This window comes from Borrelia puertoricensis (assembly GCF_023035875.1).
GTDB lineage: Bacteria > Spirochaetota > Spirochaetia > Borreliales > Borreliaceae > Borrelia > Borrelia puertoricensis.
In genome coordinates this window covers 31456-49585 of record NZ_CP075401.1, presented here as the reverse complement: position 1 = coordinate 49585, position 18130 = coordinate 31456, and the positions used below count along the sequence as shown (strand labels likewise).

At 32.0% G+C, this 18130-nt stretch carries 14 protein-coding genes and 4 pseudogenes; 3 read left to right on the top strand and 15 right to left on the bottom strand.

Going from position 1 to position 18130, the window contains the following annotated elements; translation table 11 throughout:
- Nucleotides 1–68: 68 nt before the first annotated feature.
- The 15 genes and pseudogenes from bpuSUM_RS09810 to bpuSUM_RS09740 all read right to left on the bottom strand — a co-directional run.
- Nucleotides 69–1121: pseudogene (locus bpuSUM_RS09810) on the bottom strand (variable large family protein); the annotation flags it as partial.
- A gap of 170 nt (nt 1122–1291) precedes the next feature.
- Nucleotides 1292–1909 carry a Vsp/OspC family lipoprotein gene (locus bpuSUM_RS09805; protein ID WP_347343316.1) on the bottom strand — a complete coding sequence of 206 codons (618 nt, stop codon included), beginning with the start codon at nt 1907–1909 and terminating at the stop codon, nt 1292–1294.
- A gap of 213 nt (nt 1910–2122) precedes the next feature.
- Nucleotides 2123–2677, bottom strand: a complete 555-nt coding sequence (gene bdr / locus bpuSUM_RS09800; protein WP_247068082.1) for a Bdr family repetitive protein — start codon at nt 2675–2677, stop codon at nt 2123–2125.
- 300 nt (nt 2678–2977) lie between these two features.
- A complete protein-coding gene (locus bpuSUM_RS09795) occupies nt 2978–4027 on the bottom strand; it encodes a variable large family protein (protein ID WP_430644687.1) in 1050 nt (349 codons plus the stop codon).
- Between the two features lie 117 nt (nt 4028–4144).
- Nucleotides 4145–5194, bottom strand: a complete 1050-nt coding sequence (locus bpuSUM_RS09790; protein WP_430644705.1) for a variable large family protein — start codon at nt 5192–5194, stop codon at nt 4145–4147.
- A gap of 49 nt (nt 5195–5243) precedes the next feature.
- Complete coding sequence (locus bpuSUM_RS09785; RefSeq protein ID WP_430644688.1) at nt 5244–6320, bottom strand: variable large family protein; 1077 nt, start codon at nt 6318–6320, stop codon at nt 5244–5246.
- 117 nt (nt 6321–6437) lie between these two features.
- Complete coding sequence (locus bpuSUM_RS09780; RefSeq protein ID WP_247068134.1) at nt 6438–7547, bottom strand: variable large family protein; 1110 nt, start codon at nt 7545–7547, stop codon at nt 6438–6440.
- A 117-nt stretch (nt 7548–7664) separates the two neighbouring features.
- Nucleotides 7665–8646, bottom strand: a pseudogene (locus bpuSUM_RS09775) (variable large family protein).
- A gap of 179 nt (nt 8647–8825) precedes the next feature.
- A complete protein-coding gene (locus bpuSUM_RS09770) occupies nt 8826–9455 on the bottom strand; it encodes a Vsp/OspC family lipoprotein (RefSeq protein ID WP_247068084.1) in 630 nt (209 codons plus the stop codon).
- 218 nt (nt 9456–9673) lie between these two features.
- Nucleotides 9674–10534 (bottom strand): Bdr family repetitive protein, encoded by an 861-nt coding sequence (gene bdr, locus bpuSUM_RS09765; RefSeq protein ID WP_247068325.1) that lies wholly within the window; start codon nt 10532–10534, stop codon nt 9674–9676.
- A 286-nt stretch (nt 10535–10820) separates the two neighbouring features.
- Complete coding sequence (locus bpuSUM_RS09760; RefSeq protein WP_247068324.1) at nt 10821–11894, bottom strand: variable large family protein; 1074 nt, start codon at nt 11892–11894, stop codon at nt 10821–10823.
- 208 nt (nt 11895–12102) lie between these two features.
- Nucleotides 12103–12729: a Vsp/OspC family lipoprotein gene (locus tag bpuSUM_RS09755; protein ID WP_283848874.1), complete on the bottom strand. Its 627-nt coding sequence runs from the start codon at nt 12727–12729 to the stop codon at nt 12103–12105.
- Between the two features lie 229 nt (nt 12730–12958).
- Nucleotides 12959–13567: a Bdr family repetitive protein gene (bdr, locus tag bpuSUM_RS09750; protein ID WP_247068323.1), complete on the bottom strand. Its 609-nt coding sequence runs from the start codon at nt 13565–13567 to the stop codon at nt 12959–12961.
- Nucleotides 13568–13608: 41 nt separating this feature from the next.
- A pseudogene (locus bpuSUM_RS09745) lies at nt 13609–14906 on the bottom strand (PBSX family phage terminase large subunit).
- Nucleotides 14894–15460 (bottom strand): DUF603 domain-containing protein, encoded by a 567-nt coding sequence (locus bpuSUM_RS09740; RefSeq protein WP_247068322.1) that lies wholly within the window; start codon nt 15458–15460, stop codon nt 14894–14896. The pseudogene bpuSUM_RS09745 and the gene bpuSUM_RS09740 overlap by 13 nt, the downstream one beginning before the upstream one ends.
- Nucleotides 15461–15626: 166 nt before the next feature.
- Here bpuSUM_RS09740 and bpuSUM_RS09735 point away from each other — a divergent pair, with 166 nt between their 5' ends.
- The 3 genes and pseudogenes from bpuSUM_RS09735 (at nt 15627) to bpuSUM_RS09725 (ending at nt 18115) form a co-directional block, all read left to right on the top strand.
- Nucleotides 15627–16055 (top strand): Mlp family lipoprotein, encoded by a 429-nt coding sequence (locus bpuSUM_RS09735; RefSeq protein ID WP_247068321.1) that lies wholly within the window; start codon nt 15627–15629, stop codon nt 16053–16055.
- A gap of 422 nt (nt 16056–16477) precedes the next feature.
- A complete protein-coding gene (locus bpuSUM_RS09730; RefSeq protein WP_247068320.1) occupies nt 16478–16927 on the top strand; it encodes an Mlp family lipoprotein in 450 nt (149 codons plus the stop codon).
- Between the two features lie 447 nt (nt 16928–17374).
- Nucleotides 17375–18115 (top strand): annotated as a pseudogene (locus bpuSUM_RS09725) (tyrosine-type recombinase/integrase).
- Nucleotides 18116–18130: the final 15 nt, after the last annotated feature.

The following is an 18130-nucleotide window of genomic DNA, read 5'->3' as shown; positions in this document are numbered from 1 at the left end:
GAAGGCATCCTAAAGTTATCTCTAAGATTGCCTTCTACTCTAATTACTTAATAATTTAATTATCTATTTTATTGCTGAGCTGCTTCTTTTGGAGCTCTTGCCTCATCTATTTTTGTTTTTGCTTTCTCAAGAACATTCCTTACCGTTTTCTTAATTATATCCTCTACTGCTACTAATAGTTTATTTGCAGCAGTAACTCCTACCGCTTGTACTGCTTTTTCGTCATTATTTGCATTATGTGAAGCTAATTTACCACCTTTAACTAATGAACGTAATGCGATTCCTCCACTCACTGCACTCGGCTTTACTGCACCTTGGGCCAAATGAGCTGAATTATTTCCTCCTTTTGCAAATTCTAATGCACTTGTGTTGACATCTGCATTATTTCCTATTGTTTTATCCGCATCTCCTTCCTGTGACTTAACTATTGATGCTAATATTTCCTCACCACTTACTGCTGCTACTATTAATGCTGCTTTATCTCCCACAGCTGCTCCGGCAGCACCTGTTGTTAAGACCTTAGCTCCGTGTTCTGGATTATCTACTCCTATTATTCCTGCATTCATTTGAACATTACCCTCTTTTAGCTCTCCAACACCTACTTTATCTGCTGTGTCCACTATTCCTTTTAACGCTTTATATGCTGCTTTTAATTCATTTATACTCACTGAGGCTCCCTGTTTGTTAGCACTTGGTACCTCACCTACTACATCTTCATTGCCTACTTGACCTAAAGACTCTAGATGTGTTTTCAATGTGTTTAAAGTAGTCTTAGCCTCATCAACAGCTTCCTTAATTACCTTGTTTAGATCACCTTTATCAAGCTCTGTTTTTGATTTTTTTGCTACCTCTTCTAATTCGTCTGATGCTTGTCCAAGCTTATCACCTAGACTGTTAAAATAATTTCCTACCTGTTGCTTAGTTGTATCCTTAGTTACTCTTAAACCTAATGTACCAGAGAGTAATTCTAAAAATGAATAAAAAGCATTCTCAGCACTTCGTCCTACATCCATTAGAACTGAACTTAAAGTTCTCCCTCCTGTAGCTGCCCCGCCACCATTAGCAGCATCAACAGATTGTTGTCCACTGCCACAGCTAAGAAGTAAAAATAAGCAATATAAATTATCACTAAATGATAAAACAAGATAAAATCAATGCTAAAGGAAGTAAAGGAAGAATAAAAGAAACAAAAAAAGCTAAGAGAAGAAAACTCTTAGCTTATTATTTATAGACTTTATTTTATAAGAAAATTATCATTAATTAAAACTAATCTTATAATAATAATTTATCTTTAGTTAGAGGGTTTAACAGAAGTTGTAAGCTCCTTAATTGCAGATTCTACTGCATCCTCAGCGGTCTTTAACAACTCGCCAACTAATTGGTTGAGAGCCTTAAGTTCATTACCACCTTTACTGCCATCACCCTTAATTATATCTATAGCTTTTGCTGCATCAGCCTGATCTTTTGACTCCTCTAACTTATTTAAAAATTCATTACTTTTAGCCTTAGCTTCACCAAGCTTTTTCTTAAGTGTATCAGGGATTCCAACTTCTGTTTCTAATGCTATTAATGCAACTTTTACGGTTGATATTACTTGAAATGCTCCCGCAATTAAAGATCCATTATGATTTTTTTCACCAGCACCATCCACAAGTTGATGAGTTGCGTTATCAACTTTTTGGTCAATAGCTTTAGCAAGTTCATCAATGGACTTAACTAAAGTATGAATTTCTTTAACACTCTTAGCAAAAGCAACAGAGTCTTTGATGTTCTTAGTTATTTTAGCTAAATCAATAACAGTGCCATCAGATTTAGCCACTTCATCATCTGTAAGATTCTTTCCTGAAGTATTACAAGAAATAAGCAAAAATAAAGTCAAAAATAACGCACATAAAGTAATTCTTTTCATTATCACGTGCCTCCTTTTTACCTCAAAAAGGGGCAAGATGGATAACAAGCTTTGATAAGCACAAAACAAAAGCTAAAAGAATAAGTACTTTAACATCGCAGAGGCTGTGTGTGATTCAACGATTAATGAAGTTAAATTGTATTTTACAATTTAGTGTTTTGTAAAAAAATAATTGACAGAAAATCAATTAAATAAGGGGGTAGGTAAATAAATTTACTTTACTAATAATGACATTAATGCTAAAAATATTCCTATATTAAGAGTAATAAGGGTTCCAAACATCCAATTATGTAATCTTGATGTACTTTTAAATTCTGATGCGGTTTTATCAAGTTTATTATCAAGCTCCATCCTATTAATTTCCATATCTTTTCTAACAAGAGAAACCTCATTTCTAACATTATCTATCTTATTATCAAGTTCATTGAATTTAGTATCAATCTTGTTATCAAGTTCATTAAATTTAGTGTCAATTTTCGCATTTAAGTTATTCTCAACAGAGTCTATTTTGTTATCAAGTTCGGTTTTCACAAAAATAACTTCAGATTTTAAACTACGCTCTAACATCTCAAGCTTAAGATTAAAATTACTCTCTAAATATTCAATATCCCTATAAGTCAGTTCATTACGGTAATATCTTTTAGAGAGATCATTCGCAATAAAATCTTGCATACCCATCTTTACAAATTCTTGATATATAATCTCCTCTGTAACATGCCCATTAAAAATTTGTGTACTCTCAACAGAATGTAGCGATGAATCTTGCATAAAATCTCCTTATGTAATTATTATATAATATCTTAAGTATTATAGGAACCGTATGTTAGTAATATGTAATTTAAGAGGGTACCTAACCATAACATAAATGTTTAGTCTATTTTTTTATCTTATAAAAAAACTCAAATGTAGTCTTACAATCAATCTGTTGTTAAAGGATTGCTATCACTATGATTTAGGACCTGAGTATGATTACAGATAGTAAAAAAGGAAAACGGTTCTCATAAATAGAGAAATAGTTTTCCTCAAATGACTTTATTTAGTTATGTATATTTTATTGATAATAATTTATTATTGTCCACTAGCTGTTGAGTCTGCAGGTGTAGTAATTTCTGCAGACTTATCTTCTTGTGTAACTGTAGCAAGAGCATCACTAATTGACCTTAACCCACTATCAACAGTATTTCTAATAGCAATAATAAGAGTACTTAAAGTTTTACCAACAGCATTAGCAGCAACACCATTGACTGCATCAGCATCTTTAGCATTTTGATTAGCCGCAAACTTACCATCCTTAGCCATTGCCCTCAGTGCAATACCAGCAGCAATAACAGCATCCTTCCTTGCTGCCTCTTTAATCTCTTTTTTATCATCTTCCTTCTTAGCTGAAGCAATACTTGCAGCGTCTTTTGCTTCTTCAATATTTTTACTATTATCAGCAGTCTCTCCAGATCTAGCAATAGCTTTCAAGATGTCAGCACCAGTTACAGCCCCAATAGAAGCACTAGCTGCAGCAGCATGTGCTTCTGCACCATCAGCGTCTTTAGTACCAAACAACTTACCAATTGATTTTTTCTCTGTGTCACCAGTCTTAGTAGCATCTGCTTTACCCTCATCTTTTTTTAGCACGATCTCAACTATTTGTCCAATACCTTTAACAAGAGCGTTGACACTTGAAGTATCAGCCGGTGCAGCATTTTGACCTTCTTTAGGAGCACCACCAATATCAGTATCAGTTGTAGCACCACTAGCAGCAATCTTAGCCCCTTCTGCAATTTTATCTAATGTGTCAGTGATAAAGTTATCAACAACTTCCTTTACCTTTGGATAATTACCATTCTCTGCCACTACAATGTTTAATTTCTTTTTAACAGATGTCATAGTTTTTTCAATAGAAGTAAAATACTTACCAATATCAGATTTCTTAGTCTCAGCATTAATACCAAAAGCCCCAGTAACCATATCAGAAAGAGAAGTAAAAACATCTAAGAACCCTTTACCTAAATTAGCAATAGAGTTTAAGAAAGTGGTTTTAGGATCCTCAGCACTAGTAGTACCACTGCCACAACTAAGAAGTAAAAATAAAGTCATTAATAACGCACATAAAGTAATTCTTTTCATTATCACGTGCCTCCTTATTAACCTAAAGGGGCAAAAATACAAATAAAAGGAAAACGGTTCTTATGAAAAGAAGAGTTTTCCTCAAATGACTTTATTTAGATTATTTAATTAGATAATTTATTTAGCAGCTGTGGGTTGAGTAGTAGTACTAGCTTCGGTTGTTTCTGTAGTAATCTCAGAGTACTGTATTCCCTTAACAGTTTCTCTTATCTTATCTAGATTGCTTACTACTGTTTTCCTAATTATCAAGTCAAGTATTCCCAGTACCTTATTTACAGCAGTTACAGCAGCAGCTTTAACTGCTTCAGCATCATTAGCAGCAGCATTAGCACTAAGTTTACCATCTTTAATCATAGCTTTAAGAGCAACAGCAGCTGCTAGGTCAGCATTAGTAGCAGCTTTAGCACCATTAGCATCACCCACATTAGCACCAGTAGCTAAAACTCCTGCATCATTATTATCCCCATTAAGTTGAGCAGTATTAATTGTAGCATTTTTAATCTTATTAATAATAGCCCATGGATCAGCCTTAGCAACTTCTTCAGCAAGTTTAGGACCAGCTCCCTGTCCAGCTGCTCCAGTAGCATTAATAATAGCAGGTGCAGTAGCAGCACCTTTAGCCACTTCACCACCAGCATCTCCAGATTCGATCTTTACTCCAGACTTTTCGGCAGTTCCAATTATATTCCTAACTTCTTTAATAACAGTTTCAACGCTATCTTTATCGGCAGCAACAGCATTACCAGCACTAGAATCACCAATTGGGTTACCATCATTAGTTACACCAGCCAAATTGGTTAAGGAATCGATTAATTTATCAAAAGCATCACTAGAACTGTTAATTGCACTCTTAACAGATTCAATTGTGCTACTATTAGCATTCTTTGCATTAGATATTTCACCTGATAGCGCTTTTAACTTATTATTAGTATCTCCTAAACCTTTTTTTATCTTCTCAAAGTGTTCACCAACTTTACTTCTCTTATCACCCGATTTAACAGCTGTAAGTCCCAAAGCATCACCAATAGCATTACCAAAAAAACCAAAAACCTCTTGAAATCCTTGACCTATCTTAACTAATGAATTTAAGAAAGTGGTTTTAGATTCAGCATCTAATTTAACTTCATAAGCTCTATTACAACGAAAAAAAAAGGCAGACTTAGAGATAAGCTTGCCTTCTAATCTTAATTTTAAGTAATTAATCTAACTATCTATTTTACTGATGAGCTGCTGTTTTTGGTGCTCTTGCTTTATCTATTTCTCCTTTTGCTTTCTCAAGAACATTCTTTACTGTCTTTTTAATTATATCCTCTACTGCTACTAATAACTTATTTACTGCGGTTATTCCTACGCCTTGTACTTCTTTTTCTCCCCCTGTAGCATTATCAGCAGCACCTGCTGCTAATTTACCTGTTTTAACTAAAGAACGTAATGCTATTCCTCCTGCTACCGCTGCTGCTTTAGCTGTATCTTTTGCTAAATTATCTGCAGTACCTCCTTTAGCAAATTCCAATGAGGTTGTATTTGCAGTTGCAGCTGCTGTTACTGCTTTAACATCTCCTTCTTGTGATGCAACTATTGAAGCTAATATTTCCTCCCCACTGACTGTTGCTAGTATTGCTGCTGCTTTAGCTACATCTGCTGCTGCTGGATTACCAGCACTTGTAGCCAATATCTTAGCCCCATCTTTATTATCTTCGCCTCCATTTGCTTGTAATGTTGTAGCTCCTGCTTTTAAGGCTGTAACACCTACATCTGTTGCAACTTTTACTATCTCCTGCAAAGCCTTAAGGAATTTATTTGATTCAGCATCATCTGCTTTTGTCCCCGCACCTTGAGCATTATGTGCATGACCTACTATATTACCATCACCTATATCTTTTAAGGACTCTAAATGAGTCTTTAATGTGATTAAAGTAGCCTTAGCTGTCTCAATAGCGACTCTAATAGGATCTTTAGATGCATCGCTTGTATCAACACCTGCTGTTGCTTTAACTGCCACTTGTTCTAACTCTTCTGACGCTACTCCAAGCTTTTCACCCAAGCCGTTAAAATAGCTTCCTACATCATTTTTCTTTGTAGTTGATTTAGCAGTAAAACCTAATGTATCAGAGAGTAACTCTAAAAAAGAATAAAAAGCATTCTCAGCACTTCTACCTATATCCATGAGAACAGAACTTAAACTGCTCCCTCCTGTAGCAGCCCCGCCACCCATAGCAGACTGATGTCCACTGCCACAGCTAAGAAATAAAAATAAAGTTATCAATAACGCACATAAAGTAATTCTTTTCATTATCACGTGCCTCCTTATTACTAAAGAGGGTAAGACATAGATAAAAGGAAAACGGTTCTCATAAAGAGAGAAGAGTTTTCCTCAAATGACTTTATTTAGATTATTTAAATAGATAATTTATTTAACAACAGTAGGTTGAATAGCACTAGTTTCAGTTGATTCAGTAGTAGTCTCAAAGTACTGTATTCCCTTAACAGCTTTTCTTATCTTATCTAGTTCGCTTGCAACTGTTTTCCTAATTATCAAGTCGAGTATTCCTAATACTTTATTTACAGCAGATAATGCAGCAGCTTTAACTGCATCAGTATCTGCAGCATTAGCACTAAATTTACCACCCTTAGTAATAGCTTTGAGAGCAACAGCAGCTACTAGGTCAGCATTACTTTTAGCACCAGCATTAGCAGAAGCATTATTATTAGAAGCGGCTAATATACCAGCATCTTTCTCACCAGCATCAAGTTGAATACCATCAGTAGCCTTAGCATTTTTAATCTTATCAATAATAGCCCACGGATCAGCTTTAGCTACTTCAGATGCTAGCTTATCACCAGCTCCAGCAGAAGCATTGGCAGTATTACCTCCAAGAACAGCAAGAGCATCAGTAGTATTAGCTGCAGTAGCTATTGGACCACCAGAATTTCCAGATTCAATTTTTACACCAGACTTATCAGCTGCTCCAATAATATCTCTAACTCCTGCAATAATAGCTTCAACCCCAGCCTTTTCATCAGCACCAGGAACAGCATTAGCATTATCACCAATGTCAGCACCATCATTAGTTATCCCCGATAATTTGGTTACAGAGCTAATTAGTCGTTCAAACACATCACTAGCACTGCTAATTGCACTCTTAACAGCATCAATTGTACTGATATTAGCATTCTTTGCTTCAGATATTTTATCTGATAGCGCTTTTAACTTCTCCTTAGTAGTTGAAAGCCCATCACCTATAGTCTTAAAGTGTTCACCAACTTTACTTTTCTTATCACCCGATTTAACTGCTGTAAGTCCCAAAGCGTCTCCAATAGCATTCCCAAAGATGCCAAAAACCTCTTGAAATCCATGACCTATCTTAACTAATGAATCTAAGAAAGTGGTTTTAGGATCCTCAGCACTAGCACTAGCACTGCCACTGCCACTGCCACTGCCACTGCCACTGCCACTGCCACAACTAAGAAGTAAAAATAAAGTCATTAATAACGCACATAAAGTAATTCTTTTCATTATCACGTGCCTCCTTATTACCTCAAGGGGACAAAAATACAAATAAAAGGAAAACAAATCTCATAAAGAGAGAAATAGTTTTCCTTAAATGACTTTATTTAGATTATTTAATTAGATAATTTATTTAGTAGCAGTAGGTTGAGCAGCACCAGCTTCAGTTGATTCAATAGTAGTTTCAGAATATTGTATTCCCTTAACAGCTTCTTTTATCTTATTTAGATTGCTTGATACTGTTTTCCTAATTATAAAATCAAGTATTCCTAAAACCTTATTTACAGCACTTACAGCAGCTGATTTAACTATTTCTGCATCTGCTGCATTAGCACCAAATTTACCACCCTTAGTCATAGCCTTAAGAGCAACAGCAGCTGCTAGGTCAGCATTGGTTTTTGCAGTTCCATTATCATTCTGAGTATTACCACCAAGAGCAAGTGGACCAGATTCTGCACCAGCAGCATCAACAGCATTTCCATCGGTTTTAGCATTTTTAATCTTATCAATCATAGCCCATGAATCTGCCTTAGCTACCTCTTCAGCAAGTTTAGAACCCGTATTAGCATCAGCAGCAGCATTGTGAACCACTACTTTAAGTCCATTAGCATTTTCTACTTGACCACCAGCATCTCCAGTTTCAATCTCTACTCCAGATTTCTTTGCTACATCAATAATTGAATTTACACTTTTAATTATAGTATTAACTCCATCCTTATCAGCTGCAGCAGGAGCAGCTCCTACATTAGCATCACCAATTGGGTTCCCATCATTAGTTACCCCCAGCAAGTTTAGTTAAAGCAGAAATTAGTTGTTCAAAGACATTACTAGCATCTTTAATCGCACTTTTCACAGCTTCAATTGTGCTGACATTAGCATTTTTTGCTTCAGATATTTTATCTGATATCTCTTTTAACTTCTACTTAGTATCACCTAAACCTTTTTTTACTTTCTCAAAGTGTCCACCAACTTTACTTTTCTTGTCACCCGATTTAACTGCTGTAAGTCCCAAAGCATCACCAATAGCATTACCAAAAATACCAAAAATCTCGTAAAACCCATAACCTATCTTAACTAATGAATTTAAAAACGTGGTTTTAGGATCTTCCATCTTAGTAATCCCACTGCCACAGCTAAGAAGTAAAAGTAAAATAGTAAAGCAAGTAAAGGGAGAATTAAAGAAGAAAAAAAAAGCTAAGAGAAGCAAACTCTTAGCTTATTATTTATAGACTTTATTTTATAAGAAAATAACGATTGATTAAAAACTAATCTTATAATAATAATTTATCTTTAGTTAGAAGGTTTAGCGGGTGTTGTAAGCTCCTTAATTGCAGACGTTACTGCAGCATCAGCAGCCGTTAACAACGCATCAATTGCTGTATTGAGCTTAATAAGTTCATCAACTCCTTTATCTTTAGTACCATTACTTACAAGTATGGCTGCTTTAGCATCAGCATCACTAGCACCTTCTTTACCCAGATCAGCATTCTTCTCTTTCAGCTTATTTAAAAGTGATGTATTTGCAGCCGTTGCAGCATTAACTTTTTGCTTCAATTCATCAGAAAGTTCATTTGTTTTTGCTAATGTTCCTAATTTAGACTTTACAGTTGATATTATCTGAAATGCCCCTGCAAGCAATGATCCATTCTTACCATCCATAGTATCAAGAGTATCATCATTTTTAATTTTTTTCCCAATAGCTTTAGCAAGTTCGTCAATGGACTTAACTAAAGTATGAATTTCTTTAACACTCTTAGCAAAAGCAACAGAGTCTTTGATGTTATTAGTTATTGTAACTAGGTCAATAACAGTACCATCAGATTTAGCAGCCTGCCCATCTTTAGTAGCATTCCCTGAAGTATTACAAGAGCTAAGTAAAAATAAAGTCAAAAATAACGCACATAAAGTAATTCTTTTCATTATCACGTGCCTCCTTATTACTTCAAGGGAGAAAGATGACTAACAACATTTGATAAGATAAAAACAAAAACTAAGAACATAGGCACTATAATCTTAAAGATATTGAGCATGATATAACAATTAACAAATTTCTATTGTTATCAATAAAATTAATTAGTTTTGGTAATAAAGATAATTGATATGTAATCAATTAAAGAAAAGGTTTACTAAATTTAAATCTACTTATTCAACAATGAATAGACTATGGACATTAATGTTAAAAAAATTCCTATATTAAGGGTAATAATTGTTCCAAACATCCAACCATGAAGTCTTAGTGTACTCTTAAGTTCCATTTTGTTAACATCAATTTTGGAATCAAGTTCATTGAATTTAGTATCAATCTTAGTGTTAAGATTATTCTCAACATTGTCAATCTTGGTGTTAAGATTATTCTCAACATTGTCAATCTTGGTGTTAAGATTATTCTCAACAGTATCAATCTTATTATCCAGGTCTTTAATGTCAGATTTTAATTCATTTCTAACGTTGTCAATTTTATTATCAAGGTCTCTGATATCAGATTTTAACTCATTTTTAACGTTGTCAATTTTATTATCAAGGTCTCTGATATCAGATTTTAACTCATTTTTAACGTTGTCAATTTTATTATCAAGGTCTCTGATATCAGATTTTAATTCATTTCTAACGTTGTCAATTTTATTATCAAGGTCTCTGATATCAGATTTTAACTCATTTTTAACAGTATAAACCTTGTTATCAAGCTCATTAAATTTAGTATCAATCTTGGTATTAAAATTATTCTCAACAGAGTCTATTTTGCTATCAAGTTCAGTTTTTACAAAAAAAATCTCAGATTTTAAACTACGTTCTAACATCTCAAACTTAAGATTAAAATTACTCTCTAAATACTCAATATCTTTATAAGTCAATTCATTACGATAATATCTTTTAGAGAGATCATTTGCAATAAAATCTTGCATACCCATCTTTACAAATTCTTGATATATAATCTCCTCTGTAATATGCCCATTAAAAATTTGTGTATTAGCTACAGAATGTAATGATGAATCTTGCATAAAATCTCCTTACATAATTATTATATAATAATTTAACTGTTATAGGAAGCTTATGTTAGTCAAATGTGATTTAAAAGGGTACCTAACTATAAAATAAAATGTTTAGTCTATTTTTTTATCTTATAAAAAAGCTCAAATGTAACCTTACAATCAATCTGTTGTTAAAGGATTGCTATCACTATGATTTAGAACTGAGTATTATTACAAGATAGTAAAAAAGGAAAACGGTTCTCGTAAAAAGAGAAGAGTTTTCCTCAAATGACTTTATTTAGTTATGTATTTGTTATTAATTCTTTAATGTTGCTGATCCACTAGCTGCTGCGTCTGCAGGTGTAGTAGAATCTACAGATTTATCTTCTTGTGTAACTGTAGCAAGAGTTGCACTAATTGACTTTAAACCACTATCAACAGTATTTCTAATAGCAATAATAAGAGTACTTAAAGTCTTGTTCACTGCACTAGCAGCTGCACTATTTACTGTCGTTACAGCCTCATTTTCATTATTTTTAATAGAAAACTTACCACCCTTAGCCATAGCTCGAAGTGCAATAGCTGCTGATATTACTGCATCTTTCTTAGCTTCTGCCTCTTTAATTTCTTTTTTGTCGTTAACAACCGGAGCAATAGCAATCTCAGCTGCATCTTTGGCTTTTTCAATTCCCTCAGTACTATCAGAATTAGGATTTTCTGTAGATTTAACAATAGCTTGCAAGATATCAGCACCAGTTACTGCTCCGATCGACGCTGCAGCAGCTTGTGCCGCAGTATTATCAGCTCTATTGCCATCAGTAGTAGCAGTAAATAATTTACCAACATCTTTCTTGTTCTCAGCTTTAGTAGCATCAACCTCTGCATTTCCTTCATCTTTCTTTAGAACTACTTCTATCATTTGTTTAATTCCTTTAACAAGAGCGTTGACACTTGTAGCATCTGCTGCTACAGCATCCTCATTTTTAACAGCATTACCAATAGCATCACCACCAGTAGCCCCACCAGAAGCAGTCTTAGCTCCTTTAGCAATTTTATCTAATGTATCAGTGATAAAGGTATCAACAACTTCCTTTATCTTTAGATAATTCCCATTCTTAGCAACCTCCTCTTGTAACTTCTTTTTAACAGATGTCATAGTAGTCTCAATAGAAGTGAAATAGTTACCAATGTCAGATTTCTTAGTATCAGCCTTAATACCAAAGGCCCCAGCAACCATATCAGAAAGAGAAGTAAAAACATCTAAGAACCCCTTACCTAAATTAGCAATAGAAGTTAAAAATGTAGTTTTAGGATCCTCAGCACTAGTAGTACCACTGCCACAACTAAGAAGTAAAAATAAGCAATCTAAATTTATTAAGAGATAAAACAAGTTAAAATCAAAGCATAAATATAAGTCTAAAATTAATAAGTAATCATAAGGAAGTATGACAAAGTAGTAAAGCAAGTAAAAAAGAAATAAAGTCTATAAATAATAAGCTAAGAGAAACAAACTCCTAGCTTATTATTTATAGACTTTATTTTATAAGAAAATAACGATTAATTAAAAACTAATCTTATAACAACAATTTATCTATTAATTAAGGTTTAGCAGAAGTTGTAAGCTCATTAATTGCAGATGTTACTGCAGCTTCAGCATCCTTTAACAATGCATCAATTGCTGTGTTGAGTTTTTTAAGTTCTGCAACACCTTTATCTCCATCGGGCTTACCATTTCTATCTATAGCTTTTTGTGCATTCTCATCAGTAGCTCCTTCAATACCAAGTTCAGCATGCCCGCCTTTCAACTTATTCAAAAGCCCAGTCCCTTCGCCCTTAACATTAGTAATCTTTGCCTTCAAATCATCAGAAAGTTCTTTTTTCTTCTCTAATTGTTCTAACTTAGTTTCTACAGTTAGTATTACTTGAAATACCCCTGCAAGTAATGATCCATTCTTACCAGCCATAGCATCAAGAATACCATCATTTTTAATTTTTTTCCCAATAGCTTTAGCAAGTTCGTCAATGGACTTAACTAAAGTATGAATTTCTTTAACATCTTTAGCAAAATCTACAGAGTCGTTTATGTTATTAGTTATTGTAACTAGATCAATAAGAGCACCATCAGATTTAGCTGCGTGCCCATCTTTAGTAGCAGACCCTGAAGTATTACAAGAAATAAGTAAAAATAAAGTCAAAAATAACGCACATAAAGTAATTCTTTTCATTATCACGTGCCTCTTTTTTTACTCAGGGGGGCAAGGAGCAAGATGGTTAACAAGCTCTGAACAAAATAAAAAAGCTAAAAAATAGATAATATAACCTTGTAGAGACTAAATACAATGAGAAAATTAACAGATATTAATTGTCTCTAACAAAAAATTAAATAATTCTGTAAAAAAAATGACTAAAAATAATTGACAAAAAATCAATTAAATAAGGACTAATTAAATAAATTTACTTTACTAATAATGACATTAACGCTAAAAATATTCCTATATTAAGGGTAATAAGGGTACCAAACATCCAACCATGAAGTCTTAATGTACTCTTAAGCTCCATTTTGTTAACATCAATCTTAGTATCGAGATCTTTAATGTCAGATTTCAGTTCATTTCTAACAGTGTCAATCTTATTATCAAGTTCATTGAATTTAGCATCTATTTTGGTGTTAAGATTATTCTCAACAGTATCTATCTTATTATCCAGGTCTCTAATATCGGATTTTAAGTTCGTCTCAACCCTTTGAATCTCAGTTTGTAAGCTTGACTCTACAGATTTAATTTCAGCTTGTAAGAGTGATTCTACCTTTTCAAGCTTAAGGTTAAAGTTATTCTCTACAGTGTTTATTTTGGTATTAAGTTCATCCTTAACACTACTAATCCCATCTTCTAAGTGTTTCAATTTTATATCAAAGTTTTCTTTTAAGAATTCAATGTCTTTATAAGTCAGTTCATTTTTATAATATCTATAAGACAGGTCAATAGCAATATCTCTTTTAATACCGGCTTTAGTAAGTTCAGCGATAACCATTTGCTGAGTAATAACAGGCTGCGCAAGTCCCATAAAAACACTCCTTATGTAATTATTATATAATATTTTAACTGTTATAGGAACCTTATTTTAGTAAAATGTGCTCTGAGGGTACGCATACTTAGAGTCAATAACATATATGATGCTGATAGGCTATCTAATGAATCATCATCACTCTTACCATCTCCTTTGTACTTATAAATATCAGATATAGCTGATTTACTTGAATAATCCATAATACTAAGTTTAGATGTTGCAAATGGCTCTATTAACGTAGCAATTCTAGTAAATTTATTACTTATAGGTTTAATTGGAGCAATTTTAAAATTATGACTCATACCCGCCCTAAGTTTAAGAAACATTTTAGTCACATTCCCATGCCCAGAAATATCATCCCTATCTTCAACATATAGTTTGTGTACATTAAGGTTTGTAAGTATAGTTTTAATTGTATTTAACATTTTAGGATCACCTACTGGTAACTTTTCTTGAAAAATAAATGCATAATAACTTTGATCTACTCGCTCCAAAACACAAAGAGCTGTATTATCTCCTCCTATACTGTATGCAGGATCTAAATATGCTATTGGGGATATAAATTCATGCTTACTTGTAAGATTAACATTGGTAAATATCGCATCACAGGACGGGACCCATTCTCCAAGTAGAACCCTTGCCTTATATGTTGGAATGTCCCTGTAAATCTCTTCTTGGGTTTTAATAAATTCCTCGGGTATTAATTCATTATCATATGTTGTAAAGTTATATGTAGAGTAAATTTTTGTATTATCAATATAATCAAGCTTAAAGAAATGCTCCGGGCTGTCAGGATTGGTATCAAATATAATTGCCTGCATTCCTACTCTAAGCCTTTTTAAACATTCTATTAATGTTTCTTTATGCAGTGTAGTTGCTTCATTAACGTAAATAAGCGCTGAATTAGAGCCTCTAAACCGCTCAAAATCACTTGCCCTATCACCACCATACAAATTAACTCTTAGTGAGTCTATTTCAAAATATGATGTATTAGAAAATTTTGGCTTAAAGGATATCTTAAGCATACTAGCAATCTTTTCAAACTGCCCTAAAACATTAATCTTTAATGATTTTTGTGAATTTCCTATTATAAAATTATTAGTATCTTGCCTGTAAAGATGTCTATTCTTAATGAGCATCTTTAGATATAAATAACATGCTAGAAACGTCTTACCGCTAGCAATCCCACCTGATAGGATAATTTTACTTTGTTTATTCTTCTCGATATTACGTATTACTTTAAGTTGTTTTGAAGTTAAATATTTACTTTCAAACCTTTAAAATCAATCTCCAATGCTTTAGGCTTGATAAAATCCGTTACCTTTAAATTTGTAATTTAGAGCGCACATCTGTACCAGTAGCTTTAAGCTTTAGCATTGTCTTGTAACATAGTGACATTTTCCTAAGTTCTCTCTCCCTTTTAAACTCATCGAGTTTAAGTTTTAACTCTTCAAGCTCACGACTCTCTTCTTCTGAATGTGCAACTTTTTTACTTAAAGTCTTCTTATAAAGATTGCTAATTTGAGACTCTAATTCTTCTATTTTGTAATTATGAGTTTTAAGTTCTAACTCTAAATAACGACTAAATGAATTTATAAATTCTAGTCCCAACATACTTTTAGCCATACTAAACTGACTTTTAAGATCACGCGCCTGGGCTGTACTTTGTGATGCATGAAATAATATATTATTTAAAGTATCTTCACAAATAGTAAACTTAGCAGCACCAGTAATATACTCAGGGTCATCCTTAATCTCTTCCCACCTGCGTCTCATCTTTCCTACATTAACACGACTAACTCCAAGCTCTTTTGCTATCCTCGCGTCATTAAGCTTCCCTTCTCTAAAATACACAACATAATCATCTAATGATTTCTTTACCCTATTCATACCTTTTAATATAAGTTAACTAATAGGTTAACAAAAATATATTTAACATAAAATTTATAACAAAACAATAAATTTTACAAAAACAATTAATACTTATACGTACATGTACATTAAAGATATGTAAATAGAGATATATTTTTAAAACAAAAAAGATAAGGGGATTTATATGAATAAAATTAATTTTATTTTGGTTTTATTACTACTAATTAGTAGTTGTGAATATGAGTATGGCAATGCTACACCTAAAAGTAGAAGCAAAAGAGACTTAAGCAATGAAAGAGAACAAGTAGAAAAAACACCTGAAGACCTATTAAAAGAAAGGTTAAATGATACTGAAAAATCAAATCTGGATTTCTTAAAAGAGGCCTTGGGTGATAAGGAAAAGTTTAATCAACTTCTAAATCTAGATGAAGAAAAGATAAAATCTGCACTTAAACATATAAATGATGAACTTGCAAAATGTAATGGAGAAAATTCAAAAAATGAGAAAACAACTTTTAAAACCTTAATAAAAGAATATTTTAAAAGCAATAGTAATGATTTAGATAATTTTAAAGAACAAACATCAAGCACATGTAATGGAAGAGGAAGTTAATAAAAAAACAAGTAAAAAATAAGAAGAATGTAAGATAAAGGAAAAAGGTTAAAGATTGCAATTTAAATAATGCAAAGAAAACAAAACAAATAAAAATTATTTTTTTAACATAAACTACATAATATAAGTATAAGACTCAACTAATATACACAATATCAAACAAATAGGTTATAATACTTGAACTAATAAGAGAAAATATTTATATGAATAGATATATAAAATTGATAATATTTTACAGCTCACTGATATTTTACTGTTGTGATGGGGATAAATTAAGCAATGCACTCACTGATAATTTCAAAAGTGTTCACCATACTAATCTCAAAAACACAGAAATAGCTCCAACAAACACATAAATAGAAAAAAAATATATAATTCATTCATTTTTTACACTAATTAATGATGTATTAGAACCAAATGAATTGCCTTCGTGGACTAATCCAAAAGAAACATTTCAAAATTTTGTTATATGGGTTTCAAGTGATATCAGAAAACAAAAAGAATTAACTCTTGCGTTTACTGACGCTTATAATTTTTTAGATGAAAAAAGACAACAATATAAAGTTCAATACGATTTTAAGCAATATTTAGAAGATGGTATTCTTACTAACATGCATGATCATGGAGACGGAAAATATGGAATATCTACACAAGTAGATATAAAGAATAAAGAAATACAAGGCATTTATCCGAATGATGTATGTATTATCAAGACAAATCTTATATTGTCATTCTTTAAAAATATTTTAGAAGACATAAGTACCGCAAGTGAAAGTATCACAACTCATGAAGAAATGTTAACAATTATGATAAACATAATAAGAAATGAAACAAATCTATTGAAAAAAGAATGGTCAAAGGAAACAAATTAATAATAATAAAAAATAGAATATAATAAAAGTAAGATAAAGGCGCAATTCAAATATTCAAAACAAAAATGAGAAATAAAGAAATAAGTAAACAAACAAAAAAGTAAAGGGATTAAAAAACAGTGCAAGTAAACATTTTGTTAACCAGTGGTTAATGAATAGAGTAGGGTTAAAAAAAGAGTAAAGGGCATGATCATTGAAAAAAAATGATGAGGATAAAGAATAATTAAGATAAATAGAAAGCAAAAGTAAAAGTATTTGTAAAGTAAGATACAAAGTATTCTAGATATCTTGTGTAAAATCAATAAAATATCATCTCTATACCCACAATAAACCATACATACGTAATATTAATTAAGCAATGATATTGACATCAAAGATAAGTTTTTGTTAATATCTTTATATATAAATTAACTTATTTTTAGAACATTTAAGTTAACTAATAATCACATGATAATAAAGCAAATATTTAATGAAAAAATCGCAAAACTAATTCATGAAAATGAATTATTAAGAGAAGAAATATTATCACTTAAAAATACTCCAAAGAAACAAATAAAAAAAACCAAGCCTACTGCATTCTATTTAAATGATAAGGTCATAAGATTAGTTAAGAAAAGCATAGACAAGCTTAAACTCATAGATCCCATTTCTGGTTGGTTTGCTCATTTACTTTCTATCACTGGTTGCAGGGGCCCTGAAATACAAAATGTTAAACTGACTGATATATATAAAGAGATGAGCAGTAATGGTGAAGTATTTTATTCTATTCGTGTTAATGTAGCTAAGAAAAGAAGTAGTATTTGTATCAGAGAAGTGGTCATAAGTAAAGATGAATTTGAGATGATACAACTAGCCCATAAAACTTATTTTAAAAATAAAGGAAAAGATGAGCGTCGCACATATCTATTTCAAAAAAGCAAGATTAGATTCAATGACAATAAAATTGATATAATTGAAATATCAAAATAATTTAAAGAATTACTCAAAAAATCAGGTTTTAAAGAAAACAAATCTCTTCATCTGTGTCGTAACATATTTATTGCCACACTTAAGAGCAAAGGATATAATTCTTTTGAAATAAAGGAACTAATGAAATATTCATCTACTTCTGAGATTGATAATGTTTATGGCTTATCTAAAGCAAGTAAAATACAAGTATATAAAGATATAAAAAACAGTTTTAAATAATAACTTAATAATCAA